The sequence below is a fragment of the Blastococcus sp. SYSU DS0539 genome, assembly GCF_054050855.1.
On record NZ_JBJHAF010000012.1, the window covers coordinates 40,236 to 65,915 of the forward strand.

The window sequence follows — 25,680 nt, forward strand, 5'->3', positions numbered from 1 at the left end:
ACCTCCGGTGACCGCGCTGCCGGCCTCCCTCGCCGACTTCGGCCCCGCGGCGCTGGCCGCCGTCGTGGTGGCCGTCTACCTGGTGGTGGGGGAGCCCGTGGTCGGGCACGTGCTGCACCGCCGGTTCGAGGGCCGGCTGCGCATCGACGCCGGGGCCCGGCGCTCGTTCTACCGGCGGCTGCTGGTGCTCGAGTGGGGGCTGGCGGTCGTGGCGCTCGTCGTCTGGCTGTCCGCCCCGGGGGTCGACGCCGCGGCCGTGGGGCTGGTCTGGCCGCGCGAGTGGCCCGGACCGGTGTCCGCGGTCGTCATCGTGGTGGTGCTGCTGTTCGTCGTCGCCTCGACCCGCCAGCTGCGCTCGGGGGCGCTGCTGGAGATGACCCGCCCGGAGCGCCGGCCGGGTGAGGGCCGGCACGCGGAGCCGCCGGGGCAGTCGACGCTGGCGCTGCTGCCGCGCACGGCCGACGAGCGCCGGCTGTTCACCGTCGTCGGGATCACCGCCGGCGTCTGCGAGGAGTGGCTGTACCGGGGCTTCTTCCTCGCCGTGGTGGCGGCCCTGGCCGGCGGGGTGCCGTCGGCCGTGCTGGTGCTGGTCGCCGCCGTCGCCTTCGGGCTGGCGCACGCCTACCAGGGGCGCGCGGGGATGCTCCTCACCGGCGTCCTCGGCGGGGTGATGGCGGCGCTCTACCTGGACACCGGGTCGCTGCTGTGGCCGGTGCTGCTGCACGCGCTGATCGACCTGCGGTTCCTGCTCGTGCCGGCCAGCGCGCTGCCCGCTCCGGGCGCCGGCCCGCGGGGGGACGCGGCCGGCTGAGGCGTGGTCGCCAGAATGGACGCCGTGCCGAGCCCCACCGCGCAGGTCGCCACCACCGCCGACTGGCCCGAGGTCGCCGCCCTGCGCAGCCGCGTGTTCGTCGACGAGCAGGGCGTCCCGCCGGAGATCGAGCAGGACGACGCCGATGCCACGGCGGTGCACGTGCTCAGCCGGGACGACGCCGGGCGGGTGGTGGCCACCGGACGGCTGCTGGTCGACGGCGCGACCGCCCGGGTCGGCCGGATGGCCGCCGCCGCCGACGTCCGGGGGAGGGGGCACGGGGCCGCGGTCCTGGCCGAGCTGCACCGCCAGGCGGCGGGCCGCGGCGCGACGGTGGTGGAGTTGCACGCCCAGCTGCCGGCCCGCCGGTTCTACGAGCGCGCCGGGTACGCGGCCGTGGGCGAGGTCTACGAGGAGGCCGGGATCGCGCACGTCACCATGCGCCGGCGGCTCGCCGAGGGGCCGGCGGGGACGGTGTGACGGAGTGGTCCGGATCGCCGAGACACGTTCTGTCGGTGGTCGCCGGTAGACCTGTCGAGGTGCGAGGATCGACGCCACCGGTCCCCGCTGGAACGTCACCGCCGAACGGCCTTCCCCGCCGGTCATGAGAACCACCCCGTCGGCCCTGCCCGCCCCGTGCCGGCCGGGCCGTCGAGACCCGTGAGGAGCACCCCGCACCGTGAGCAGCCCGTCCCGCGAAGAGAACTTCGTGCACCTGCACGTGCACACCGAGTACTCGATGCTGGACGGCGCGGCGAAGCTGCCGGAGGTCACCGCGGCCGCGGCCGCCCAGGGCATGCCGGCGCTGGCGATGACCGACCACGGCAACGTCTTCGGCGCCTACGACTTCTACAAGCAGGCCAAGGGCGCCGGCGTGAAGCCGATCATCGGCATGGAGGGCTACTACACGCCCGGTTCCCGGTTCGACCGCGCCCCGTTCGACTTCGGCGACAAGCTCCTCGACGAGGAGGGCGACGGCGGGTCCAACCGGGGCAAGGCCGCCTACACCCACATGACGCTGCTGGCCCGCACCACCGAGGGCATGCACAACCTGTTCCGCATCTCCTCGCTGGCCAGCCTCGAGGGGCAGTACCGCAAGCCGCGGTTCGACCGCGACCTGCTGGAGCGCTACGGCAAGGGCCTGATCGCCACCACCGGCTGCCCCTCGGGCGAGGTGAACATGTGGCTGCGCGCCGGCAAGGAGGACAAGGCGCGCCAGGCGGCGGCGGACTTCCAGGACATCTTCGGGCGGGAGAACTTCTACGCCGAGCTGATGGACCACGGGCTGTCCATCGAGAAGAAGACCCGCCCGGCGCTGCTGGCCATCGCCAAGGACCTCGGCATCCCGCTGCTGGCCACCAACGACCTGCACTACACGCACAAGGAGGACGCCGACGCCCACGACGCCCTGCTGTGCATCCAGACCGGCTCCCGGCTCAACGAGCCCAACCGCTTCAAGTTCAACGGCGACGGCTACTACCTGAAGTCCGCCGCCGAGATGCGGGCGCTGTTCCCCGGTGACCTGCGCGAGGCGTGCGACAACACGCTGCTGATCGCCGAGCAGTGCGAGGTGTCCTTCACCGAGGGCGCCGACCTGATGCCGCGCTTCCCGCTGCCGGAGGGGGAGGACGAGACCTCCTGGTTCATCAAGGAGGTCGAGCGCGGGCTGCACAAGCGCTGGCCGGGCGGCATCCCCGACCACGTGCGCAAGCAGGCAGACTACGAGACCGGGATCATCTGCCAGATGGGCTTCCCGGGGTACTTCCTCGTGGTCGCCGACTTCATCAACTGGGCGAAGGACAACGGCATCCGCGTCGGTCCCGGCCGTGGTTCGGCTGCGGGCTCCCTGGCCGCCTACGCCATGGGCATCACCGACCTCGACCCGCTGGCGCACGGGCTGATCTTCGAGCGGTTCCTCAACCCCGAGCGCGTCTCCATGCCCGACGTCGACATCGACTTCGACGACCGCCGCCGCGGCGAGGTCATCCAGTACGTCTCGCAGAAGTACGGCGAGGAGCGGGTCAGCCAGATCGTCACCTACGGCACGATCAAGGCCAAGGCCGCGATCAAGGACGCCGCCCGCGTGCTCGACCGGCCCTACTCCGTGGGCGACGAGCTGACCAAGCTCATGCCGCCGGACGTGATGGGCAAGGGCATCCCGCTGTCCGGGGTCTTCGACCCGGCCCACCCGCGGTACAAGGAGGCCGCCGAGTTCCGGGCGCGCTACGAGGCCGATCCGGGCGCGGCCGAGGTCGTCGACCAGGCCCGCAAGCTCGAGGGCCTGAAGCGCCAGTGGGGCGTGCACGCCGCCGGCGTCATCATCGGCCGCTACCCGCTGATCGACAGCATCCCGATCATGCGCCGGGAGGCCGACGGCGCGGTCATCACGCAGTTCGACTACCCGACCTGCGAGACGCTCGGCCTGCTCAAGATGGACTTCCTGGGCCTGCGGAACCTGACCGTCATCGACGACGCGCTGCGCAACATCGTCTTGAACGGCAAGGAGCCGATCGACCTCGACGAGCTCAGCAAGGACCTCACCGACAAGGCGACGTACGACCTGCTCGGCCGGGGCGACACCCTCGGTGTCTTCCAGTTCGACGGCGGTCCGATGCGCTCGCTGCTGCGGCTCATGCGGCCGGACAACTTCGAGGACATCTCCGCGGTCGGCGCCCTGTACCGGCCCGGTCCGATGGGCGCGAACTCGCACACCAACTACGCGCTGCGCAAGAACGGCCAGCAGGAGATCACGCCGATCCACCCGGAGCTCGCCGAGCCGCTCGAGGAGATCCTGGGCCAGACCTACGGCCTGATCGTCTACCAGGAGCAGGTCATGGCGATCGCGCAGAAGGTCGCCGGGTACTCGCTCGGCAAGGCCGACCTGCTGCGCCGCGCGATGGGCAAGAAGAAGAAGTCGGTCCTCGACGCGGAGTTCGTCGGGTTCGAGGCCGGGATGAAGGCCAACGGCTTCTCCGCCGCGGCCATCAAGACGCTCTGGGACATCCTCGTCCCGTTCGCCGACTACGCGTTCAACAAGGCCCACTCGGCCGCGTACGGCCTGGTCTCGTACTGGACGGCGTACCTCAAGGCGAACTACCCGGCCGAGTACATGGCGGGTCTGCTCACCAGCGTCGGTGACGACAAGGACCGCCGGCCGATCTACCTGGCCGAGTGCCGGCGGATGGGCATCAAGGTGCTCCCGCCGGACGTCAACGAGTCCTCCTGGGACTTCACCGCGGTCGGCACCGACGTCCGCTTCGGCCTGGCTTCGGTGCGCAACGTCGGGACCAACGTCGTGGAGTCGATCGTCCGGGCCCGCGAGGAGAAGGGCGCGTTCAAGGACTTCGCCGACTTCATGCGCAAGATCGACACGGTGGCCTGCAACAAGAAGGTCATCGAGTCCCTCGCCAAGGCCGGCGCGTTCGACTCGCTGGGCCACTCGCGGCAGGGGATCGTCGCCGTCCACGCGCAGGCGGTCGACTCGGCCATGGGGCTCAAGCGCAAGGAGGCCGAGGGCCAGTTCGACCTCTTCGGCAGCTTCGGCGCGGAGGACGCCGCGGACGACCCGTTCGCCGGGGCCCTCGACATCACCATCCCCACCGCCGACTGGTCGAAGAGCGAGCGGCTGATGTTCGAGCGCGACATGCTCGGCCTCTACGTCTCCGACCACCCGCTGCACGGCGTCGAGCACGTGCTCACCTCGCACGCCGACACCCCGATCGCCGAGATCAACGCCGGCGGGGTCGAGGACGGCGCGAACGTCACGATCGCCGGCATCCTCACCGCGGTCTCGCCGCGCACCAACAAGCAGGGTGCGCCGTGGGCGATCGCCACGCTGGAGGACCTCGAGTCCGGCATCGAGGTGCTGTTCTTCCCCAAGACCTGGGCCGAGGTGTCGGAGAAGATCGTCCGCGACCAGATCGTCGTGGTGAAGGGCCGGATCAGCCGCCGCGACGACCAGCCCTCCCTCTTCGGCTCGGAGGTCACCGTCCCGGAGCTCACCGAGGGGCCGCGCGGCCCGGTGCTGGTCTCCATGGCGGCCGCCCGCTGCACCCCGCCGGTCGTCGAACGCCTGCGCGAGGTCCTGGGCAGCCACCCCGGCACCACCGAGGTGCAGCTGAAGCTGGTCAACGGCAGCCGGGAGACCGTGCTGCGCCTGGACCAGGGGCTCCGGGTGCGGCCCAGCACGGCCCTGATGGGCGACATCAAGGCGCTGCTGGGCCCCACCAGCGTGGCGATCCTCTGAGCCGGCCGACGGCCTGCGGTCCGGGGGTGCGGCCCGCCGGCCCCCGGCGCCGTTGTTCACTGGACCGGTGAGCCCCCCTCTGCCGTCCTTCCGGCCGGTCCCCCGGGTGCCGCCGCACGCCTACTGGCGCGGCTGGCCGGAGGTCCGGGAGGACCTGCGTGCGGGGCGGCCGCTGCTCGTCGGGCTGGTGCTGGCCGGCGTCCCCGCCGGGCTGCTCTGGTGGGCCTTCGCCCCGCGCGCCGACTACCGGGTGACCGAGACCGGGCCGGTCCCGGTCGGCACGCCGTCGGGAGAGCTGGGGATCGGTGACGACGCCGTGCTGGTGTTCGTGCTGATCGGTCTCGGGCTGCTCGCCGGGGCGGCCGCCTGGCGGCTGCGGCGCGGCCGCGGCGTGGGGATGCTGGTGATCCTGGCGGTGGGGACGTCGCTGGCGGCGCTCGTCGCCTGGCAGACCGGTGAGCTGCTGCGGCCGCCGCCCGGCGAGGCGGAGCTCACCGTCGTCGGTGCGCGGGTGTCCACGGGACTCGTGTTCGAGTCCCTGCCCGGGCTGGCGGCCGCGCCGTTCGCCGCGCTGCTGGTCTACCTGGGCTGCGTCGTGGGAACCGCCGACGACGGGCTGGGCCGGCACGGTCGCGACGACGCCGTCGTGGACCACCCCGTCGCGCCACCGGCGGGGTAGCCGCGCTCCGGCGCGGGCCCGCGTGCGGCTCCGCCGCGAGTGTGCACCGTGCACAACGGTGCCGGTCAAGTTGGTGTCCCGGGGACGTGGGCACGTCCGCCCGGGCTTCCTAGTGTCATGCGTCACAGGGCCCGTGTGTTCCGGGTCACGACGAGCACCGGGAGTGGCGCGCCATGGGCTTCGGCTACCTGCCGTGGGAACGACGAGGTGCATCCGGTGACGCGCCGGCCGTGCGGGACGACCGCGGAGAGCTCACCCGGGCCGGGTTCGACGCCCGGATCACCGCCTTCGCCGGCCAGCTGGCCGAGCGTGGTTTCGGTCGCGGCGACGTCCTCGCGGTCATGCTCCCCAACCGGGTGGAACTGCTCGTGGCGCTGTTCGCCGCCTGGCGGCTGGGCGGCACGGCCACCCCGGTCAACCCGGTGTTCACCGCGACGGAGGCGGACCACCAGATCACCGATGCGGGCGCCACGGTGGTGCTCAACTCCGGTCCGGGCGCCCCCGACGGGGGGCGTCCCGCGATCCACGTCGGGGACATGCGCGTCGAGCCGATGGGGACGGAGAGCGCCCCGGCCGCCCTGCGGGGCGAGGATCTGGCGCTGCTCATCTACACCAGCGGATCGACCGGCCGTCCGAAGGGCGTGATGCTCGACCACGCCAACGTCGACGCCATGTCGGACACCATGGCCCGGCACTTCTCGCTGACCGAGCGGGACCACTGCCTGCTGGTGCTGCCCCTCTTCCACGCCAACGCCCTCATGGTGAGCGCGCTGGCGGTCCTCCGGTCGGGCGGCCGGCTGAGCATCGCCGGCAGCTTCTCGGCGAGCCGGTTCTTCGACGACGTCGAGCGCCTGCGTCCCACCTACTTCTCGGCGGTGCCGACCATCTACGCGCTGCTGGCCTCCCTGCCCGACGACGTGCGCCCGGACACCTCCTCGCTGCGCTTCGTGGTCTGCGGCGCCGCTCCCGTGTCCGCCGAGCTCCTGGACCGCTGCGAGAAGCGGTTCGGCTTCACCATGGTGGAGGGCTACGGGCTCACCGAAGGCACGTGCGCATCGGCGTGCAATCCCGTCGCGGGGATCCGCAAGCTCGGCACCGTCGGGCCCGCGCTGCCCGGCCAGCAGATCGCGATCAGGCGGCAGGACGGGTCCTTCGCCGGGCCGGGAGAGACCGGCGAGGTGGTCGTGGCCGGCCCCACCGTCATGCGGGGCTACCTGAACCAGCCCGCGGAGACGGCGGCCACCCTCGTCGACGGCTGGTTGCGCACCGGTGACGTCGGACGGCTGGACGAGGACGGATACCTCACGCTGGTCGACCGGGTGAAGGACATGATCATCCGGGGTGGGGAGAACATCTACCCCAAGGAGATCGAATCGGTCCTGCACGGCCTGCCCGGCGTCCTGGAGGCCGCGGTCGTCGGCCGGCCGGACCCGGTCCTGGGTGAGGTGCCCGTCGCCTACGTCAGCCTCTATCCCGGCTCGACCGTCTCGGAGGGCGACCTCCTCGACCACTGCCGCCGGCACCTGACCAGGGTCAAGGTGCCCGTGCGGATCAGCGTCGAACCGGCGCTGCCCAAGAACCCCGTCGGCAAGATCGACAAGCCGGCTCTCCGCCGTTCGCTGCTCCCGCAGCCGGCCTGACAGCCCCCGCCCCGCACCGCCGTCCGCGCGAGCCCCCTCGCGCCGGACACCCCTGCCCGAGAACCGGACGAGACCGCCCCCAGGAGGAGCGACCATGGGTTTCAAGACCGCGGACATGCCGCCGGTGGACCCGGCCCAGTACGAAGCCATGCCGTTCATGGAACGGATGCGGATGCTGGCCACGCACTGGGCCGAGTACGGCTTCGGCAGCCCGAAGAGCAACCACATGCTCTACATCTACAAGCTGGCCTTCTACGTGCTCGGCGGGCTGCTGGTCGTCGGTCTCACGACGCCCGGCCTGAGCCTGGCCGACCTCGGCGCGTGGTGGGGCGAGCCGATCGTCTACCAGAAGCTGATCGTGTGGACCATCCTGTTCGAGATCACCGGCTGGGCCTCGTCCTCCGGTCCGCTGGCCTTCAAGTTCGCGCCCTTCACGGGAGGCTTCCGCTACTTCTCCCGGCGGAACACCCTCCGGCTGCCGCCGTGGCCGGACAAGGTCCCCTTCACCCGCGGTGACCACCGCACCGGTGTCGACGTGACCCTCTACTACGCCGTCCTCACCTCACTGGCCGTCCTGCTGATCGGTCCCGGCGTGCGCACCGACGCCCTTCCCGGCAGCGAGGCAGGGCTCCTGCCGCAGTGGCTGCTGCTCACCTTCGTCGCGCTCATCATCGCCATGGGCCTGCGGGACCGGGTCGTCTTCCTGGCGGCGCGCTCCGAGCAGTACGTGGCCGTGCTTTTCTTCTTCGGCATCCTGAGCAACCACGTCGACATGATCCTGGTGGCCAAGATCGCCATGGTGTCGATCTGGGTGGGCGCCGGTGTCTCCAAGTTCGGCCACCACTTCACCAACGTGGTCCCGCCGATGATGAGCAACACGCCGTGGCTGACCTCCACGCGGTTCAAGCGCGCCCTCTACCGCGACTTCCCGAACGACCTGCGTCCCTCGCGGATCGCCTGGGCCTTCGCCCACATCGGCGGCACCGTCGTCGAGCTGGTGCTGCCGTTCGTGCTGCTCTTCTCGACGAACGCGACGATCACCTGGCTGGCCATCGTCGGCATGATCGTGTTCCACATCTTCATCACGTCCACGTTCCCGCTCGCGGTTCCGCTGGAGTGGAACGTGTTCTTCATGTTCGCCACCGCCTGGATCTTCGGCGGCTTCCCCGCGTCCGAGGGATACGGGGTCGGCGCGATCAGCTCGCCGTGGCTGCTCGCCGGCATCGTCGCCGTGTTCGTCGCCTTCCCGATCCTGGGCAACCTGCGGCCGGACCTGGTGTCCTTCCTGCCGTCGATGCGCCAGTACGCCGGCAACTGGGCCTCGGCCACCTGGGCCTTCCGGGGTGACGAGGCCGAGGCGAAGCTCAACAAGCACCTGGTGAAGTACAACGACAACCAGGTCGACCAGCTCACGGCTGCCTTCGGCAAGGAGATCGCGGAGATCTTCATGCAGAAGGCGGTGGCCTGGCGGACCATGCACAGCCAGGGGCGGGGGTTGCTGTCGCTGATGATGCGGCACCTCGACCGGCTGGAGAACTACCGGATCCGCGAGGGCGAGTTCGTCTGCACCACGCTGGTCGGCTGGCAGTTCGGCGATGCGCACCTGCACAACGAGCAGACGATCCGCGCGGTGCAGGAGCGCTGCGCCTTCGAACCGGGTGAGTGCGTCGTCGTCTGGGTCGAGTCGCAGCCGATCCACCGCTCCACCCAGGAGTACAAGGTCATCGATGCGGCGCTGGGCGTCGTCGAGCGCGGCTACTGGGAGGTGTCGGACGCGGTGGCGGCGCAGCCGTGGCTGCCCGACGGGCCCATCCCGCACACCGTCACCTGGCGCAGTCCCGGATACACGCCGGCGGGGGAGCACACCCACCCCGTCGTCCGTGCCAGTGTGAGTGCATGACCGACGCCGTCGTGGTCGGCAGCGGGCCCAACGGGCTCGCTGCCGCCCTCACTCTGGCCGCCGCCGGTGTCCGGGTCACGGTGCTCGAGGCCGCGGACACCATCGGCGGAGGTACCCGCAGCAGCGCCCTCACGCTGCCCGGGCTGATCCACGACGAGTGCTCGGGCTTCCACCCCCTGGCCGTCGACACCCCCTTCTCGCGCGCGTTCGACCTGGCGGCGCACGGGCTGACCTGGCGCTGGGCCGACATCGAGTACGCACACCCGCTCGACGGCGGCCGTGGCGCTGCCGTCCAGCGGTCGGTGGACGACACGGCTGCCACCCTGGGGCCCGACGGGCGCCGCTGGCGCAGCCTCTTCGGCCCCCTGACGGAACGGTTCGGTGACATCACCGAGGACTTCCTGCGCCCGCTCCTGCACGTGCCGGCCCACCCGGTGAAGCTGGCCCGCTTCGGCGCCTACGCGCTGCTGCCGGCGACGGCGCTGGCCCGGCGCTGGTCGACGCCGGAGGCGCGGGCGCTGTTCGCCGGCGTCGCCGCGCACGCCTTCCGGCCGTTCGGCTCCCCGGCGTCCTCGGCGATCGGCGTGGCGCTCGGCACGGCGGCGCACCGCTACGGCTGGCCCGTGGCCGAGGGCGGGTCGGCCGCCTTCGGCCGGACGATCTCCGCCCTGCTCGACGCGCACGGGGCCAAGGTCGAGACCGGGGTGACCGTCGGTTCGCTGGACGAGCTCGGCGATCCCGACATCGTCATGCTCGACGTCGCCCCGGCCGCGGCCGCGCGGATCGTCGGGGACCGCATGCCCGGGCGGATCACCCGCGCGCTCACCCGGTACCGGCACGGCCCCGGCTCCTTCAAGGTCGAGTTCGCCGTGCAGGGCGGCGTTCCCTGGGCCCACCAGGAGTCCCGCCGCGCGGGCACCGTCCACGTCGGTGGCACGTTCGAGGAGATCGCCACGGCCGAGACCGACGTCGCACGTGGCCGGATGCCGGATCATCCGTTCGTGCTGGTCGGGCAGCAGTCCGTCGCCGACCCGACCCGGTCCAGCGACGGCGTCCACCCGGTGTACAGCTACGCCCACGTGCCGGCCGGGTACACCGGCGACGCCACCGCCGCCATCGAGGCCCAGATCGAGCGGTTCGCGCCCGGTTTCCGGGACCGCGTCCTCGCTCGGCACGTGACCTCGACCGCCGGTCTGGAGGCGCACAACGCCAACTACGTCGGCGGGGACGTCGTCACCGGCGCCAACGACCCCCTCCAGCTGGTGTTCCGGCCCCGCATCGCACTGGATCCCTACTCGCTCGGTGTCGACGGGGTCTACCTGTGCTCGGCAGCCACCCCGCCCGGCGCCGGCGCACACGGCCTGTGCGGCTTCAACGCCGCGACGTCGGCCCTGTCCCGGATCACCCGCTGAGCCCGGTGGAGGGAGGCCTGAACCCGCCGGGGCGGAGCGGCACCGAGGGGGCGGCGGGGCCCTCGCCGGGCGCAGCTGGACCGCCCGGGGACCCGGCCGCCGACCGCATCCGCGCCCTCGTCACCCGGGCCGCGCAGCGGCTGGACGCGCGTCAGCCGCAGATAGCCCGGGACATGAGCGATCTCATCGCCAGGCACATCCGGTCCCTCGACGTCGACCCGCAGTTCCTCGAGCTGCTCCGGGCGAGCGTGGACGCGAACACCAAGACGCTCACGCACATCCTCACCAACCACATCCCGATCGAGCACCTGCAGCCCACGACGGCCGCCGTGGAGTACGCGCTGCGGCTGGCCCAGCGCGAGATCCCGGCCAACTCCCTGGTGCGCGCCTACAGCGTGGGCAAGGACGACTTCATCGAGCAGATCTTCCCCGACGTGCAGGCGCTGGACTGCACGGCGGAGGAGAAGTTCCAGGTCCTGCACCACATGGCCACGGTGGTCGGGCGGTACATCGACTGGATCTCGCAGTACGTGTTCGAGGCCTACGAGAAGGAACGCGAGCGCTGGCTGAGCACCCAGGGCACGGTCCGCGCGGCACTGATCCACGACGTCCTGGGCGGGCGGAACGTGGCTCCCGCCCACTTCGAGCGGGAGACGGGGTACCGGCTCGCCGCCCACCACCTGGGGCTGATCATCTGGTCCGTGGACGCCACCCCGGCTCCCGACGAGCTCCGGTTGCTCACCTCGGTGGTGTCCAAGGTGGCCGCCGGCGCGGGCTGCTCCGGAGCGCCGCTGGTGACGGCGGTCGACCGGGAGACGGCCTGGGCGTGGCTGCCGTTCGCGGCCCGCCCGGCCGAGGTGGACACGGCACGGATCCACCGGCAGGTGGAGCAGGCGCGGACGTGCCGGGTCACCCTCGGGCTGACCGCTCCCGGTGTGGCCGGTTTCCGGCGGACGCACGTCCAGGCGCAGGCCGCGCGCCGCGTCGCGACGGCGTCGGGCGCACCCGTGCCGGTGGTGGGCTTCGGGGACGAAGGGGTCGCCATCACGTCGATGCTGGCCGCGGACCTGGACTCGGCCCGGGTCTGGATCTCCGAGGTCCTCGGGCAGCTCGCCCTGGACAACGATGCGTCCCGCGTGCTGCGGGACACCCTCCGGATCTTCTACCTCGCCGGGGAGAGCTACACCGAGACGGCCGAGATCATGCGGCTGCACCGCAACACGGTGAAGTACCGCGTCTCCCGGGCCCTGGAGCTCCGGGACCCCGCTGCCCGGTCGCACCGGGTGGACCTGGCCGTCGCCCTGAACGCCTGCCATTTCCTCGGTTCCGCGGTCCTCACCGCCCCCGGTCCCCGCTGACCGCCCGTTCCCGGCGGGTCAGTTCACCGTCATCGGGCTGGCGAACTGCTGCAGCGGCGCCGGCACGGCGCCGAGGGTCTGCAGCAGCGTCAGCTCCCGGCGCAGCAGGCGGGACTCCGCGGCCAGCCGTCGCCGGGTGGCCGACTCCGCCAGGAGGGCCTGCCGGTCCTCCGTGGTGAGCAGCGCCGACGACGCGACCAGCCACGACAGCGCCGTCGGGTCGTCGGCCGCGGCGGCGAGCCGCACGGCCGCCTCCGCGCCGTCGCCGTGGGCGCCGGCGCCCAGCGCCGACACCTCCGACACGTAGCGGGTGAACAGGTCACCCACCCCGCGGGCGAGCAGGTCCAGCGATCCACGGGCGACCGAGGTGGCCACCTCGTCGGTGGGGGGAGCCAGCAGGCCGGAGCCGTCGGTGACGGCCTCGGCGTCGCCGGCGGCCTCCTCGGCGGCCTCCTCCTCGGCGAGCCACTCCACCTCGGCCTGGAGGTAGGGCGGATCGTCCCCGACGACGACGTCGAGCAGGCGGAACCGCTCGCCGCCCACCGTCACGATCCGGAAGCCGCCGTCGGCCTGCGGCTGCACCCGCTGCAGGCGGGCGGTGCACCCGACGTCGTAGAGGGCGGCCGCCGGGGACACGTGCTCGACCTCCCAGCCCTGCCGGATCGCCACGACGCCGAAGAACCGGCGGTCCCCGTGCTCGGGCAGGTCCATCAGGTCGCGCATCAGCCGGCGGTACCGGGGCTCGAAGATCTGCAGGGGCAGCACGACACCGGGGAACAGCGGCCGTCCCAGCGGGAACAGCGGGATCAGCTCACCCATCCGGGCAAGCCTACGGGTCGCCTGCCCGCTGCCCGCCCGGGCGCCCCGGGTGCGGTCCGGGCCGCTGGCTACCCTGGAGACCCCGTCGCCCGACGCCGGTGACTGTTCCGCCCACCCATCCGGAGGCACCCGTGCTCGCCCGCATCGACCTGCGCGGATCCGCGCTGCCCGGCGTCCGGGAACTCGCCGGCCTGCTGCCGCGGGCCGCCACCGACATCGACTCGGTGCTGGCCACCGTCCGGCCGCTGTGCGAGGACGTGCGGATCCGGGGTGCCCACGCGGTGCGGGAGATCACCGCCCGGCTCGACGGGGTGGACGCCGAGGACTTCGCCGTGCCGCAGGAGGCGCTGGACCGGGCGCTGGCCGAGTGCGACCCGACGCTGCGCGAGGCGCTGGAGGAGGCGATCTCCCGGGTCCGGCAGGTGCACGCCGACCAGCGGCGCACCGACGTGACCACCCAGGTGGTCGCCGGCGGGACCGTCACCGAGCGCTGGTTGCCGGTCCGCCGCGTGGGGCTGTACGTGCCCGGCGGGCTCGCCCCGCTGCTGTCCAGCGTCGTGATGAACGTGGTGCCCGCGCAGATCGCCGGTGTCGAGTCGATCGCCGTCGCCTCCCCGCCGCAGCGCGACCACGGCGGGCTGCCGGACCCGGGGGTGCTCGCCGCGTGCGCGCTGCTCGGGGTCACCGAGGTGTACGCCGTCGGCGGCGCCCAGGCGATCGCCGTCTTCGGCTACGGCGCCGGGTCCTGCGAGCCCGTCGACATGGTCACCGGGCCGGGCAACGTCTACGTCACCGCCGCGAAGCGGCTGCTGCGCGGGCTCATCGGCATCGACTCCGAGGCGGGCCCCACCGAGGTGGCGATCCTCGCCGACGACACCGCCGACCCGGCGCACGTCGCCGCGGACCTGATCAGCCAGGCCGAGCACGACCCGCTGGCCGGTGCGGTGCTGGTGACCGACAGCGAGGCGCTGGCCGACGCCGTCCTGGCGCTGGTGCCCGCGCAGGTGGCGGCCACCAAGCACTCCGACCGGATCACCACCGCGCTGGACGGCACCCAGTCCGGCATCGTGCTGGTCGACGACCTGGCCGCCGGCCTGCGCGTGGTGGACGCCTACGCCGCCGAGCACCTGGAGATCCAGACCCGGGATGCCCGCGAGGTGGCGCTGCGGGTGCGCAACGCGGGCGCGATCTTCGTCGGCGCCTGGTCGCCGGTCTCCCTGGGCGACTACATCGCCGGGTCGAACCACGTGCTGCCCACCGGCGGGTGCGCCCGGCACTCCAGCGGGCTGTCCGTGCAGTCGTTCCTGCGCGGGATCCACCTGGTCGAGTACGACGAGCAGGCGCTCGCCGACGTCGCCCGGCACGTCGACGCCCTCGCCGGCGCCGAGGACCTGCCGGCGCACGCCGCCGCCGTCCGCATCCGGCAGACCGCGCGGCAGAGCGGCTGATGGCCGGCCTCGACGAGCTCCCGCTGCGGCCGGAGCTGCGCGGTCGCACGCCCTACGGCGCTCCGCAGGTGCCGGCGACCCACCGGCTCAACACCAACGAGAACCCGCACCCGCTGCCGGCCGAGCTGCTCGCCGACCTCGGGGCGGCGCTCGGCTCCGCGGCCCTGGAGCTCAACCGGTACCCCGACCGCGACGCCGTCGCGCTGCGGACCGACCTCGCCGCCTACCTGACGCGCACCGGCGGGCAGCCCGTCGGTGCCCGGCAGGTGTGGGCGGCCAACGGCTCCAACGAGGTGCTCCAGCAGATCCTGCAGGCCTTCGGCGGTGCCGGGCGCACGGCGCTGGGCTTCACCCCCTCGTACTCGATGCACCCGATCATCGCGGCGGGCACCGGCACGGCGTGGGTCGACGGCCACCGGGCCGCCGACTTCACCATCGACGCCGCGGCCGCGGTGGCGCAGGTGCGGGAGGTCCGGCCCGGTGCCACCTTCGTGACCAGCCCGAACAACCCGACCGGGACCGCGGTCGACCTGGACACGGTGGCCGCGCTGTACGAGGCGACCGACGGGGTGCTCGTCGTCGACGAGGCGTACGCCGAGTTCGCCCGGACCGGCACGCCGTCGGCGCTCACCCTGCTGCCGGGCCGGCCCCGGCTGATCGTCAGCCGGACGATGAGCAAGGCCTTCGGGATGGCGGGCCTGCGGCTGGGCTACCTCGCCGCGGACGCCGCCGTCGTCGACGCGCTGCAGCTGGTCCGGCTGCCGTACCACCTCAGCTCGCTCACCCAGGCCGCCGCACGCACGGCCCTGGCGCACACCGACGCACTGCTGGCGACCGTCGACGCGGTGAAGGCGCAGCGCGACCGGATCGTCGCGGCGCTGCCCGGCCTCGGGCTGACCAGCGTGCCCAGTGACGCCAACTTCGTCCTGTTCGGGCACTTCGCGGACCAGGCGAAGGCCTGGCAGGCGCTGCTCGACCGCGGGGTGCTGGTGCGCGACGTCGGGCTGCCCGGCTGGCTCCGCGTCACCGCCGGCACCGCCGAGGAGACCGACGCCTTCCTCACCGCGCTGGGTGAGATCGCGCCGGACCACCGCACGACTCTGGGAGACTGACCGCATGACCCGCACCGCACGCGTCGAGCGACAGACCAACGAGACCAAGCTCGTGGTCGAGCTCGACCTCGACGGCACCGGCACCAGCTCGATCAGCACCGGCGTGGGCTTCTACGACCACATGCTGACGGCGCTGTCCAAGCACAGCGGCATCGACCTGACCGTGCGGGCCGACGGCGACCTGCACATCGACGCCCACCACACGGTGGAGGACGTCGCCATCGCCCTGGGCCAGGCGTTCGCCCAGGCGCTCGGCGACAAGCGCGGCATCACCCGCTACGGCGACGCGACGATCCCCATGGACGAGGTGCTTGCCCAGGCGGCGGTGGACCTCTCCGGCCGGCCGTACTTCGTGCACGCCGAGCCCGAGAACATGACCCCGATGATCGGGCCGGACTACCCGACCAGCCTGACCAAGCACGTGCTGGAGTCCTTCGCGTTCAACGCGCGGATCAGCCTGCACGTCCGGGTGCTCTACGCCGGCCGGGACGCCCACCACATCGTCGAGGGGCAGTTCAAGGCGCTGGCGCGGGCGCTGCGCACCGCCGTCGCCCTGGACCCGCGGGTGACCGACGTGCCCTCCACCAAGGGCGCCCTGTAACCCGGTGGACTTCGGCCTGATCCTCGTCGTGCTCGGCGGGTTCCTCCTCGGCGGCGCCTGGAGCATCTGGCGGGCGGACTCCGACACCGCCGGGCGCACCGGACCGCAGACCGTCTTCGCCGCGATCCTGCTGTTCGCGGCGGTGCTGGCGACGGCCTCGGGGATCCTCCGGCTGGTGTGAGCCGAGCGGACGAGGAGCGCTTCCTCGAGCTGGTCACCGCCGACCCCACGGTGCGGGCGGTGCTCGAGCGCGCCCCCGCCCTGGGCCTGGCCGACTGGTGGCTGACCGCCGGGGTGCTGTTCCAGACGGTGTGGAACGGCCTGACCGGCCGTCCACCCGGCACCGGCATCCGCGACGCCGACTTCTTCTACTTCGACCCCGACACCTCGTGGGGGGCCGAGGACGCGGTGATCCGGGCGGGCGCGGAGCTGTTCGCCGACCTGCCGGTGCCGGTCGAGATCCGCAACGAGGCCCGGGTGCACCTCTGGTACGAGCTGAGGTTCGGCGCGCCGGCCGTGCCGTTCCGGGACTGCGCCGACGCCATCGACCACTTCGCGGCGGTCTGCTGCTGCTACGGGATCCGGGTGGACGACGCCGGCGCGGTCGAGGTCTACGCACCGCACGGCTACGACGACCTCTTCGCGCTGGTGGTGCGGCCCAACCCGCGGCTGGCGCCCCGGCACGTCTACGAGGCCAAGGCCGCGCGCTGGGTGGGGGAGTGGCCCGAGCTCACGGTCCTGCCGTGGCCCGACGGGCCGGACGCCGGCCGCTGAGCATCCGCCGTCCCGGTCCGCCGCGCGCGCGTGCAACGGGACCTACACGTCGTCGACGAGAAGCACGCGCTGGGTGACGCCGAGGCCGTCCAGCAGCCCCTTGTGCGACTGCCGCTCTTCGTCGGCCAGGTAGGACTCGAAGCCGTCCTGCGACACGAAGGAGACGATGTGGACCTCCGTGAGCGCGTCGCCAGTTCGCAGGCGTCGTTCGAGGCGACCGCCGTGACGCGTGAGCAGGGGCAGAACTGCGGACTCGTACGCCTGGAAGCCCGCGTCGGCTCCACTCGGGATGTCCGCGACCATGACGATGGTCAAGCTCATCGGAGGGACGGTAGCCCCTGGGTGGCCACTGTCGCCCGGAAGAAGGTGTCCTGAGTGGCCCTCCCGTGGTGGCTGGGTGGACGCCCGGCGGCTGCCCTCGGCCGGCTCGGCTGCCGGCCGCCGCCGCCGGGAACACTTCCGGTCGCTCCCGTGCTGGTCGGTAGCGTGGCAGGCGTGAAGAAGGTGGCGGTCCTCGACTACGGCTCGGGCAACCTGCGGTCGGCCGAGCGCGCGCTCCAGCGGGTGGGGGCCGACGTGACGGTCACCGCCGACTTCCAGACGGCGCTGGACGCCGACGGGCTCGTCGTCCCCGGCGTGGGTGCGTTCGCCGCCTGCATGACCGGGCTGGACGCCGTCCAGGGCCGCCGGATCATCGGCCGCCGCCTCGCCGGTGGCCGCCCGGTGCTCGGCATCTGCGTCGGCATGCAGATCCTCTTCGAGCGCGGCGTCGAGCACGGCGTGGACGCCGAGGGCTGCGGCGAGTGGCCCGGGGTCGTGGAGCCGCTGCAGGCGCCCGTGCTCCCGCACATGGGCTGGAACACCGTCCAGGCGCCCCGGGAGAGCGTGCTCTTCGACGGCCTCGAGGGCGAGCGCTTCTACTTCGTGCACTCCTACGGGGTCCGGAACTTCCCTCTGGCCCAGGACGGCGCGCCGTCGCGGCTCGCACCCCCGAAGGTGACCTGGGCCGAGCACGGCGACCGGTTCGTCGCCGGGGTGGAGAACGGGCCGCTCTCGGCGACGCAGTTCCACCCGGAGAAGAGCGGCGACGCCGGCGCCCAGCTGCTGACCAACTGGCTCGGCACCCTCGACTGAGGGCCGGGCTCAGCTGCGCAGGTAGCTGGCCCCGTTGACGTCGATGATCGTGCCGGTGGAGAAGCGGGCCTCCGGCGACGCCAGCCACAGCACGGCCGCGGCCACCTCGTCCGGGCGGGCCACCCGGCCGTAGGGCGACTGCGCCCGGACCGCGTCGCCGCCGGGGCCGTCGAGGATCTCCCGAGCCATCTCCGTCTGCACGAACCCCGGCGCGACGCTGCCCACGGTGATCCCGTGCGGCGCCAGCGCCTGGGCCATCGACTGCCCGAAGGCGTTGAGCCCGGCCTTGGCCGCGCCGTAGGCGGGGGTGGTCGGCTCACCGCGGAACGCGCCGCGGCTGGTCACGTTCACCACCGCGCCGCCGCCGGCCGCCACCAGGTGGGGCACCGCCCGAAACGTGGCGTGCATGGCGCCGACCAGGTTCACCTGCAGGGTGCGCGTCACGACGGCCTGCCAGTCGTCCCACGTGGTCTCCAGCGGTGGGTGCGGCATGAAGACCCCGGCGTTGTTCACCAGCACCTGGAGCTGCCCGAGCGCGGCCGCCGCCTCGTCGACCATCGCCCCGACGGCCTCGGGGTCGGCCACGTCGGCCTGCACCACCACGTGCCCCTGCCCGGGGAGCTCGGCGGCCACCCGCTCGGCCGCCTCCCGGGAGCTGCCGGAGTGCACGGCCACCCGGTCGCCCCGGGCGGCGAAGGCGGCGGCGATCGCCCGCCCGATGCCGCGGGAGGCACCGGTCACGAGGACGGCGCGGGAGTCGCTGGAGTCGGCCACGCGGGGAGTCAACCAGCCGGGACCGACGGGCCGCGGGCCGCGCCTGCCCGGCCGGGCCCCGATCGCCGCCTAGGGTTCCCGGGTCCCGTTCCGGTGCTGCCCAGGAGGTCGGCGTGCCCGCCGAGCGAACGTCTCGAACCGGCCGGCGGCCCGGCCGTGCCGCCGGCCTCGCGGTCGTCGCGCTGCTGCTCCTCCTCGCCGGCTGGTCGGTGGCCGGGTTGCGGCCGCCGGACCCGCGGCCGGCCGACGCCCCCGCCACGGAGTTCAGCGCCGCCCGCGCGTTCCCCCACGTGGCGGAGGTCGCGGCCGAGGTGCACGTCGCCGGCAGCCCGGAGAACGACCGGGTCGTCGACCACCTGGTGGCCACGCTCAGCGGGCTGGGTCTCGACACCCGGGTGCAGAACGCCGTCGGGGCGCGCAGCGGCGGGGCGGGCGAGGCCCGCATGGCCCGCGCGCGCAACGTCGTCGCCGTGCTGCCCGGCACCGATCCCACCGGCCGGCTCTACCTGATGGCCCACCACGACTCGGCCGAGGCCGGCCCCGGGGCCGCCGACGACGCGGCCGGGGTCGCGGCGCTGCTGGAGTCGGTGCGCGCGCTGACGGAGGGCCCGCCGCTGCGCAACGACGTCGTCGTGGTGCTCACCGACGCCGAGGAGGCCTGCCTCTGCGGCGCCGAGGCCTTCGCCGCCTCGCACCCGCTGGCCGGCGGGGGAGTGGTGCTGAACTTCGAGGCCCGCGGCACCGGCGGCCCGCCGATCATGTTCGAGACCTCGCTGGGCAACGCCGGCCTCGCCGAGGTCTTCGCCGACGCCGCGGTGCACCCGGTGGCCAGCAGCTTCGCCGTCGAGGTCTACCGCGCGCTGCCCAACGACACCGACTTCAGCGTCCTGCTGGCGGACGGCGACTTCACCGGCATGAACACCGCCTTCATCGACGGGGCCGCCGCCTACCACTCGCCGCAGGACACCCCCGAGCGGCTGGACCGCGGCACGCTGCAGGCCCTGGGCGACAACGCGCTGGCGCTGACCCGCGAGCTGGGGAACCGGGACCTCGGCGTCCTGACCGAGGCGGGCGGCGGCGACGCGACCTACTTCCCGCTGCCCGGCCTGCTGGTGCGGTACCCGGGCTGGCTGGTGTGGCCGCTGGCCGGTGCGGCGCTGGTCGCCGTGGCGGGCAACGTGGCGGTGCTGCGGCGGCGCGGCGGGATCCCGCTGCGGCGGACGGCGGCCGCGACGGCCCTCGCCCTCCTGCCGCTGGCGCTCGCGCCGCTGGCGGCCCAGGGCCTGTGGCGGGCCCTGGTCGCGGTGCGCCCCGAGTACGCCACGATGCTGGACCCCTGGCGGCCGGGCCTGTTCCGGCTGGCCGCCGTCGCGGTGGTGCTGGCCGTGGTGCTGCTCTGGTACGCGCTGCTGCGCCGCCGGGTGGGCCCGGCCGCGCTGGCCACCGGCGCGCTGGTCTGGGTGGCGGTGCTGGCCGCGGTGCTCGCCGCGGTGGCACCCGGTGGCTCGTACCTGGCGGCGGTGCCGGCGCTGACCGGGGCGCTCGCCGGGACGGTCGCCGTCCTGGCGCCCGGCCGGGCGGTGCGCGTCGGCGCCGCGCTCGTGACCGGCGCCGTCGCGGTGCTCGTGCTGGCGCCCACGGCCGCGCTGTTCTTCCCCGCGCTGGGGATGTCGTCGGCGGCGGCGCCGTCGCTGGTGGTGGCGCTGGCCGCGGTCGTCGCGCTCCCGGCCCTGGAGCTCCTCTTCCCCGATCCCGCCCCGGTACCCGGGCAGGCCCGGCGCCGGCTGGCCTCCGCGGCGGTGCCGGTCACCGCGCTGGTGGCCGCCGGGATGTGCGTGGCGGCCGGGCTGGTCGTCGACCGGTTCGACGCCGACCACCCGGTGCCGACCCGGCTGGCCTACCTGCTGGACACCGACGCGGACCGGGCCCGCTGGGTGAGCACCGAGACGGCGCCGACCGGGTACACCGACCGCTTCGTGGACGGGCCCGGCGACCTGGGCGCGGACTACCCGTACCTCGCCGGGCGGCCGGTGCTCACCGGGCCGGCCGAGGCCGCCGACCTGCCGGCGCCCGACGTCTCCGTCGTCTCCGACGAGGTGCGCGGCGACCGGCGGGAGCTCACGCTGCGGGTGACCCCGCAGCGGGCGGGCGTCCGGCTGGTCCACCTCGACCTGGCCGTCGACGGCGGCTCGGTGATCGGCGCCCGGGTGGCCGGCCGGGCGGTCCCCGACGCGGCGCTCGGGAGCGACCACCTGCGGATCACCTTCCACGCACCGCCGGCCGACGGGCTGCCGGTGAGCGTCGCGGTGACCGGCGACGGCGCGGTGTCGCTGCGGGCGACCGACGGCAGCGACGGGCTCGCCGGCCTGCCGGGCCACGAGCCCCGCCCCGAGGGCGTGGACGTCGCCGGCGCGCACGGGTCGGACCTGCTGCTGGTCACGGCGGTCACCGAGCTGGGCTGACCGCCACTGGCCGGATGTGCCCGGCGGCATGAGAGTCCTCTCATGCATCTCTCACCCGCCTGCCACCGGGGCGGGAGAGGCTGGCCCCGTGCCCCCTCGTCCCGCCGTCACGGTGCTGGTCGGCCTCGTCGCCGTCCTGCTCGCGGGCGGCGTGGCGTGGTCGCTGCTGGGCTCAGCAGGGACGGGAGGACGACCGGCGCCTGCGCCGATCGACGTGCCGGCGCCGACCGACGTGCCCGGGCCGACCGACGTGCCGGCCCCGGGCGACGTGCCGGCCCCGGCCGAGCCGGCGACGCCGTCGCCCCGGGGGACGGGCGGCCCCCCGCCGGTGCCCCCGCCGGCCACTGACGTCGTGCCACCGCCGCCCCTGCCCGACGACGACGATGACGATGACGACGGCCCCGATGACGACGACGATGACGACGACGATGACGACTGAGCAGTGAGCGGCGAGCAGCGCACGACGACCGGGTGGCCCCATGGCCTCGGGCACCGGCTGGTGCCCCGGGCCGCACGGACGCGGATCATCGGCTGGGTCCTGCTGCTCGTCCTGCTCGCGATCGCGCTGCTCACCCTGGTCACCTGGCGGCTGCTCGTGCGCTCGATCGACGAGCGGATGGACGCCGCCCTGCGTGCCGAGATCACCGAGTTCCGGCAGATCGCCGAGGCGAACGTCGATCCCGAGACGGGTGAGCCCTTCGCCTCGGTCGCCGACGTGCTGCGGACGATCATCACCTACAACCTGGCCCGCCCGAACGAGAAGTTCCTCGGCTACGTCGACGGTGAGTACCGCTTCCAGAGCCGCATCGAGGCCCCGGTGCTGCTCAGCCAGGACGCCGAGTTCACGCGGCTCGTCGGGTCGGTGACGGAGCCGGTGGCGGACAGCTACGACAGCGGCGCGGGGGAGGTCAGGTACGTCGCCGTCCCCGTGACCCTGGACGGCGATCCGTCGACCGGCGTGGCCGTCGTCGCCTACTTCGCCGACCAGGAGCGCCAGGCCGCCGACGACACCGCCCGGTTGATGCTCGCCGTCGGGGCGGGCACCGTGCTGCTGGCCGCTGCCGGCGCCTGGGTCGTCGCCGGGCGCATCCTGCAGCCGGTGCGGGACGTCGCCACCACGGCGCAGGGCATCACCGAGACGGACCTGTCCGGACGCATCAACGTGGCCGGCCGGCCGGGTGACGAGCTGGCCGAGCTCGCCGTCTCGGTGAACGCCATGCTGGACCGGGTGGAGGGCGGCGTGGCCGCCCAGCGCCGGTTCCTCGACGACGCCGGCCACGAGCTGCGCACGCCGATCACCATCGTGCGCGGCCACCTCGAGGTGCTCGATCCGGGCGACCCCGAGGACGTCCGCCAGACGGTCGCCCTCGTCGACGACGAGCTGGAGCGGATGAACCGCATGGTGTCCGAGCTGCTGCTGCTGGCCCGCGCCGAGCAGCCGGAGTTCGTCCGCCTGCAGCCGGCGGACGTCGCGGAGCTGACCATCGAGGTGTTCGGCAAGGTGCGGCGGCTCGGCGACCGGGACTGGCAGCTCGGCGCCGTCGCCCGCGTCGACCTGCTGCTCGATCCGCAGCGGCTCACCCAGGCCGTCGTCGCGCTGGCGGACAACGCCGTCCAGCACACCGGGCCCGGGGACCGCATCGTGCTCGGCACCCGGCTCAGCGGCGACCAGCTGCTGGTGTGGGTCGACGACACCGGCCCGGGGATCCCGCTCGCCGACCAGCAGCGGGTCTTCGAACGGTTCGCCCGCGGCGGTTCCGGTGCCCGGCGCAGCGAGGGTGCGGGCCTCGGCCTGTCCATCGTCCAGGCGATCGCGGCGGCCCACGGCGGCTCCGTCGAGCTGCACAGCCGCCCGGGCGAGGGGGCGACCTTCACCCTCCTCCTGCCCGCCCGCCCGGCGCCGCCGCGCGACGCCGGGCCCGCCGACCTGTCCGCCGGCCCGGAGGGCACCGTCGACGACTCGCTCGCGACGCCGCCGCTGGTGGCCGGCGCGCCGTCCGTTCCGACCGAGGGAGGTCCCCGGTGAGCCGGGTGCTGATCGCCGAGGACGAGCCGCGGATCGCCGCGTTCGTCGAGAAGGGCCTGCGGGCCAACGGCTTCGTCACGGGCGTGGTCGGCGACGGGCTGTCCGCGCTGGACCGCGCCCGCAGCGGCGAGTTCGACCTCGTGGTCCTCGACATCGGGCTGCCGGTGCTGGACGGGTTCGCCGTCCTGCGCGCGCTGCGGGCGGAGCGCTGCGCGGTGCCGGTCATCGTCCTGACCGCACGGGACAGCGTGCAGGACACCGTCGCCGGGCTCGAGGGCGGCGCGGACGACTACATGCCCAAGCCGTTCCGCTTCGAGGAGCTCCTCGCCCGGGTCCGCCTGCGGCTGGCCGGCGCCCGCGAGGGCGAGGGCACGGTCACGGTGCTGACCGCCGGCGGGCTCTCGCTGGACCTGCGCACCCGCCGGGCCGGGGTGGACGGGCGAACCGTCGACCTCTCGGCACGGGAGTTCGCGCTCGCCGAGACGTTCCTGCGCCACCCGGGGCAGGTGCTCGCCCGGGAGCAGCTGCTCAGCCAGGTGTGGGGCTACGACTTCGACCCGGGCTCCAACGTCGTCGACGTCTACGTGCGCTACCTCCGCAGGAAGCTCGGTGCCGCGCGGATCGAGACGGTGCGCGGCATGGGCTACCGCCTCACCGCGCCCTGATCGCGACAGCCGGCGGCCCCGGCCCCCTCCAGGGGACCGGGGCCGCCGGCGCCCGACGGGTCAGTCGTCGGAGTCGGGGTTGTCGACGTCCGGGCTGTCGGTGTCGGGGCTGTCGACGTCCGGGCTGTCGGTGTCGGGGCTGTCGACGTCGGGGCTGTCGGTGTCCGGGCTGTGCACATCCGGGCTGTCGCCGTCCGGCGTGGGGACGTCGGCGCTGTCCGCCGTCCCGGCGGAGGCGTCGACGCCGGTGTCGGGCGAGGCGCCGGGGCTGTCGTCCGCGGCGACGGACACGGCCGCCGGCGGCTGCGTCGCGGACCCGCCGTCGTCCGCCGCGGCCATGCCGGCGCCGACCACGCCGAGCCCGGTGAGCGCGGTGCCGAGGGTGACGATCTTCCAGGTGGCGGGGGTGCTGCTCATGGTGAGGTCCTCTCGCAGAACGGTGGTGGTGCGCTGTCGAGTTCCACGATCCCCACCGCCGGTGAAGCCTCCGGGAGACCGCGATGAGCCTGCGCTCATCCGGATGAGAACCGCCTCATCGAGGAGCCGGCCCACTCCTCGGCGAGGGCCACCCTCGCCTCGGTCGCCGCGGCCCAGTCCGGCTGCTGCACCCGGAACGGCCCGGTGGCCAGCCCGACGAGCACCCCGGCCACCCGCGCCGCCAGCTGGCCGTCGGGCCAGCGTCCCGCCAGCAGGCCGGTGACCCGGTCCCGGTAGGAGGCGACCGGCGCGGGCTCGTCGACGAGCTGCTCGAGGAGTGCCAGGTGGCCCAGCAGGGTGGCCCAGTCGTCGATCCGCGCACCCGGCCCGGCGGTGTCCACGTCCAGCAGCCCGACCACCGCTCCGGCGTCCACGAGCAGCTGCGCCTCGTAGAAGTCGCCGTGGACCGGGACCACGGGGTGCTCACCCGCGGCCGCACCCACCGCGGCGGTGAGCCGGTCCAGCCGGGGAACCAGGGAAGGCCGCACCGTCCCGAGCACCGTCGCGTGCGCCCGCAGGCGGGGGAGCGGGTCGCCGGGGGCGGCTCGCCGCGGCCGGGCGGCCACCGCCGGGAGCCGGTCGAGCAGCTCGTCGAGGGCCAGCGGGTCGGGCAGCTCCGCCGCGTGCCCGTCCAGGGCCGTCCGCATGGGCATGCCCGGCAGGCCGGGGAGCACGACGACGCCGTCGCCGGTCGCCGCCAGCACCGGCGGCACCGGCACCGCCGTCGCGAGCGCGGCGTGCCGGCTCGCCAGCTCGGCGGCCGCGGACGGCCGGACGACCTTGAGGAACCAGCGACCGGCGGGGGAGGTCACCTCCACGACCGCGCGGCGGCCCGGCCGGTAGGCGCGCAGCCGCAGCTGCGGGCTGCCGACGTCGATACCGCAGGAGCCCAGTCGCTCCGCGACGGCGACCGCCGAGGTCGCCCAGGCCAGCCCGGGCAGTGCCGGGTCCAGCGGCCAGCGCCAGAGCCCCACGGTGACCGGTGCGCCCCCGGCCTCGCCGGCGACGACGGCGGCGCCCGGCGGGATCGCCGCCCCGGTCGTCGCGGCGAGGTGCTCCCGGGTGGCCCGCCCGTCCGCCCAGTCGACGACGGCGGTGTGCCGGACGGTCGCGGCGCCGTCCGGGCGCAGCGTCACCCAGGTGGCCGTGAGGCTGCGGAGCCGGCCGGACAGCGGCCCCAGCACGGCGGTCCACAGCTCCGCGGCCGGCTCGCCGAGGAGCAGCTGCAGGGAGGGCGGCCACGAGGGCGGCGCCGGAGCCGGGCCGGAGCGGGCGGTGTCCACCTCGCCAGCCTGGGCGGCGGCGGTGAGCGGGGCGTGAGAGCCGGATGAGGGCGCTCTCA

Annotated in this window: 23 protein-coding genes; 18 read left to right on the top strand and 5 right to left on the bottom strand. The window is 74.1% G+C overall.

The annotated features are described in order from the left end of the window. Nucleotides 1-7 precede the first annotated feature (7 nt). From ACI790_RS15030 to ACI790_RS15065, 8 genes are all read left to right on the top strand, one after another. Nucleotides 8-811, top strand: a complete 804-nt coding sequence (locus ACI790_RS15030; RefSeq protein ID WP_456570588.1) for a CPBP family intramembrane glutamic endopeptidase — start codon at nt 8-10, stop codon at nt 809-811. 15 nt (nt 812-826) lie between these two features. Further along, complete coding sequence (locus ACI790_RS15035; protein ID WP_456570589.1) at nt 827-1,291, top strand: GNAT family N-acetyltransferase; 465 nt, start codon at nt 827-829, stop codon at nt 1,289-1,291. 199 nt (nt 1,292-1,490) lie between these two features. Next, nucleotides 1,491-5,057, top strand: a complete 3,567-nt coding sequence (dnaE, locus tag ACI790_RS15040; RefSeq protein WP_456570590.1) for a DNA polymerase III subunit alpha — start codon at nt 1,491-1,493, stop codon at nt 5,055-5,057. A 67-nt stretch (nt 5,058-5,124) separates the two neighbouring features. Further along, entirely contained in the window at nt 5,125-5,736 is a 612-nt protein-coding gene (locus ACI790_RS15045) for a hypothetical protein (protein ID WP_456570591.1), read from the top strand. A 173-nt stretch (nt 5,737-5,909) separates the two neighbouring features. Next, nucleotides 5,910-7,376 (top strand): class I adenylate-forming enzyme family protein, encoded by a 1,467-nt coding sequence (locus ACI790_RS15050; protein WP_456570592.1) that lies wholly within the window; start codon nt 5,910-5,912, stop codon nt 7,374-7,376. Nucleotides 7,377-7,470: 94 nt separating this feature from the next. Further along, complete coding sequence (locus ACI790_RS15055) at nt 7,471-9,276, top strand: DUF3556 domain-containing protein (RefSeq protein WP_456570593.1); 1,806 nt, start codon at nt 7,471-7,473, stop codon at nt 9,274-9,276. Beyond that, complete coding sequence (locus tag ACI790_RS15060; RefSeq protein ID WP_456570594.1) at nt 9,273-10,688, top strand: phytoene desaturase family protein; 1,416 nt, start codon at nt 9,273-9,275, stop codon at nt 10,686-10,688. Before ACI790_RS15055 ends, ACI790_RS15060 begins: the two co-directional genes overlap by 4 nt. A gap of 173 nt (nt 10,689-10,861) precedes the next feature. Then, the gene (locus tag ACI790_RS15065; RefSeq protein WP_456570595.1) at nt 10,862-12,046 is read left to right on the top strand and encodes a PucR family transcriptional regulator; all 1,185 of its coding nucleotides are present in this window, start codon (nt 10,862-10,864) and stop codon (nt 12,044-12,046) included. A gap of 18 nt (nt 12,047-12,064) precedes the next feature. On the opposite strand, the gene ACI790_RS15070 is transcribed toward ACI790_RS15065, so the two are convergent. Beyond that, nucleotides 12,065-12,865, bottom strand: a complete 801-nt coding sequence (locus ACI790_RS15070) for an LON peptidase substrate-binding domain-containing protein (RefSeq protein ID WP_456570596.1) — start codon at nt 12,863-12,865, stop codon at nt 12,065-12,067. A 131-nt stretch (nt 12,866-12,996) separates the two neighbouring features. Here ACI790_RS15070 and hisD point away from each other — a divergent pair, with 131 nt between their 5' ends. Genes hisD through ACI790_RS15095 form a run of 5 tightly spaced genes read left to right on the top strand, consistent with a single transcriptional unit; the run spans nt 12,997 to nt 16,800 of the window. Beyond that, a complete protein-coding gene (gene hisD, locus ACI790_RS15075) occupies nt 12,997-14,313 on the top strand; it encodes a histidinol dehydrogenase (RefSeq protein WP_456570597.1) in 1,317 nt (438 codons plus the stop codon). Beyond that, complete coding sequence (locus tag ACI790_RS15080; RefSeq protein WP_456570598.1) at nt 14,313-15,425, top strand: histidinol-phosphate transaminase; 1,113 nt, start codon at nt 14,313-14,315, stop codon at nt 15,423-15,425. Before hisD ends, ACI790_RS15080 begins: the two co-directional genes overlap by 1 nt. Before the next feature lie 4 nt (nt 15,426-15,429). Continuing rightward, entirely contained in the window at nt 15,430-16,026 is a 597-nt protein-coding gene (gene hisB / locus ACI790_RS15085) for an imidazoleglycerol-phosphate dehydratase HisB (protein WP_456570599.1), read from the top strand. 4 nt (nt 16,027-16,030) lie between these two features. Beyond that, a complete protein-coding gene (locus ACI790_RS15090; RefSeq protein WP_456570600.1) occupies nt 16,031-16,207 on the top strand; it encodes a hypothetical protein in 177 nt (58 codons plus the stop codon). Next, nucleotides 16,204-16,800, top strand: a complete 597-nt coding sequence (locus ACI790_RS15095) for a nucleotidyltransferase family protein (protein ID WP_456570601.1) — start codon at nt 16,204-16,206, stop codon at nt 16,798-16,800. The genes ACI790_RS15090 and ACI790_RS15095 overlap by 4 nt, the downstream gene beginning before the upstream one ends. Before the next feature lie 42 nt (nt 16,801-16,842). Here the strand turns inward: ACI790_RS15095 and ACI790_RS15100 are convergent, their stop codons facing one another. Next, a complete protein-coding gene (locus ACI790_RS15100) occupies nt 16,843-17,121 on the bottom strand; it encodes a hypothetical protein (protein WP_456570602.1) in 279 nt (92 codons plus the stop codon). A 174-nt stretch (nt 17,122-17,295) separates the two neighbouring features. On the opposite strand from ACI790_RS15100, the gene hisH reads away from it, so the two are divergent. Beyond that, nucleotides 17,296-17,934, top strand: a complete 639-nt coding sequence (gene hisH / locus ACI790_RS15105; protein WP_456570603.1) for an imidazole glycerol phosphate synthase subunit HisH — start codon at nt 17,296-17,298, stop codon at nt 17,932-17,934. A 9-nt stretch (nt 17,935-17,943) separates the two neighbouring features. Here hisH and ACI790_RS15110 read toward each other — a convergent pair whose 3' ends face one another. Beyond that, nucleotides 17,944-18,708, bottom strand: coding sequence for an SDR family NAD(P)-dependent oxidoreductase (locus ACI790_RS15110; protein WP_456570604.1), 765 nt, complete (start codon nt 18,706-18,708; stop codon nt 17,944-17,946). A gap of 113 nt (nt 18,709-18,821) precedes the next feature. Between ACI790_RS15110 and ACI790_RS15115 the strand changes: the two genes are divergently transcribed. From ACI790_RS15115 to ACI790_RS15130, 4 genes are all read left to right on the top strand, one after another. Continuing rightward, nucleotides 18,822-21,170, top strand: a complete 2,349-nt coding sequence (locus tag ACI790_RS15115; RefSeq protein WP_456570605.1) for a M28 family peptidase — start codon at nt 18,822-18,824, stop codon at nt 21,168-21,170. An 88-nt stretch (nt 21,171-21,258) separates the two neighbouring features. After that, complete coding sequence (locus tag ACI790_RS15120) at nt 21,259-21,609, top strand: hypothetical protein (RefSeq protein WP_456570606.1); 351 nt, start codon at nt 21,259-21,261, stop codon at nt 21,607-21,609. Between the two features lie 3 nt (nt 21,610-21,612). Further along, a complete protein-coding gene (locus ACI790_RS15125) occupies nt 21,613-23,196 on the top strand; it encodes an ATP-binding protein (protein WP_456570607.1) in 1,584 nt (527 codons plus the stop codon). Continuing rightward, the gene (locus tag ACI790_RS15130) at nt 23,193-23,861 is read left to right on the top strand and encodes a response regulator transcription factor (protein WP_456570608.1); all 669 of its coding nucleotides are present in this window, start codon (nt 23,193-23,195) and stop codon (nt 23,859-23,861) included. Before ACI790_RS15125 ends, ACI790_RS15130 begins: the two co-directional genes overlap by 4 nt. Before the next feature lie 60 nt (nt 23,862-23,921). Here the strand turns inward: ACI790_RS15130 and ACI790_RS15135 are convergent, their stop codons facing one another. Together ACI790_RS15135 and ACI790_RS15140 are read right to left on the bottom strand one after the other, a co-directional pair. Continuing rightward, the gene (locus tag ACI790_RS15135; protein WP_456570609.1) at nt 23,922-24,278 is read right to left on the bottom strand and encodes a hypothetical protein; all 357 of its coding nucleotides are present in this window, start codon (nt 24,276-24,278) and stop codon (nt 23,922-23,924) included. Nucleotides 24,279-24,373: 95 nt separating this feature from the next. Continuing rightward, nucleotides 24,374-25,621, bottom strand: a complete 1,248-nt coding sequence (locus ACI790_RS15140) for a hypothetical protein (protein WP_456570610.1) — start codon at nt 25,619-25,621, stop codon at nt 24,374-24,376. Nucleotides 25,622-25,680: the final 59 nt, after the last annotated feature.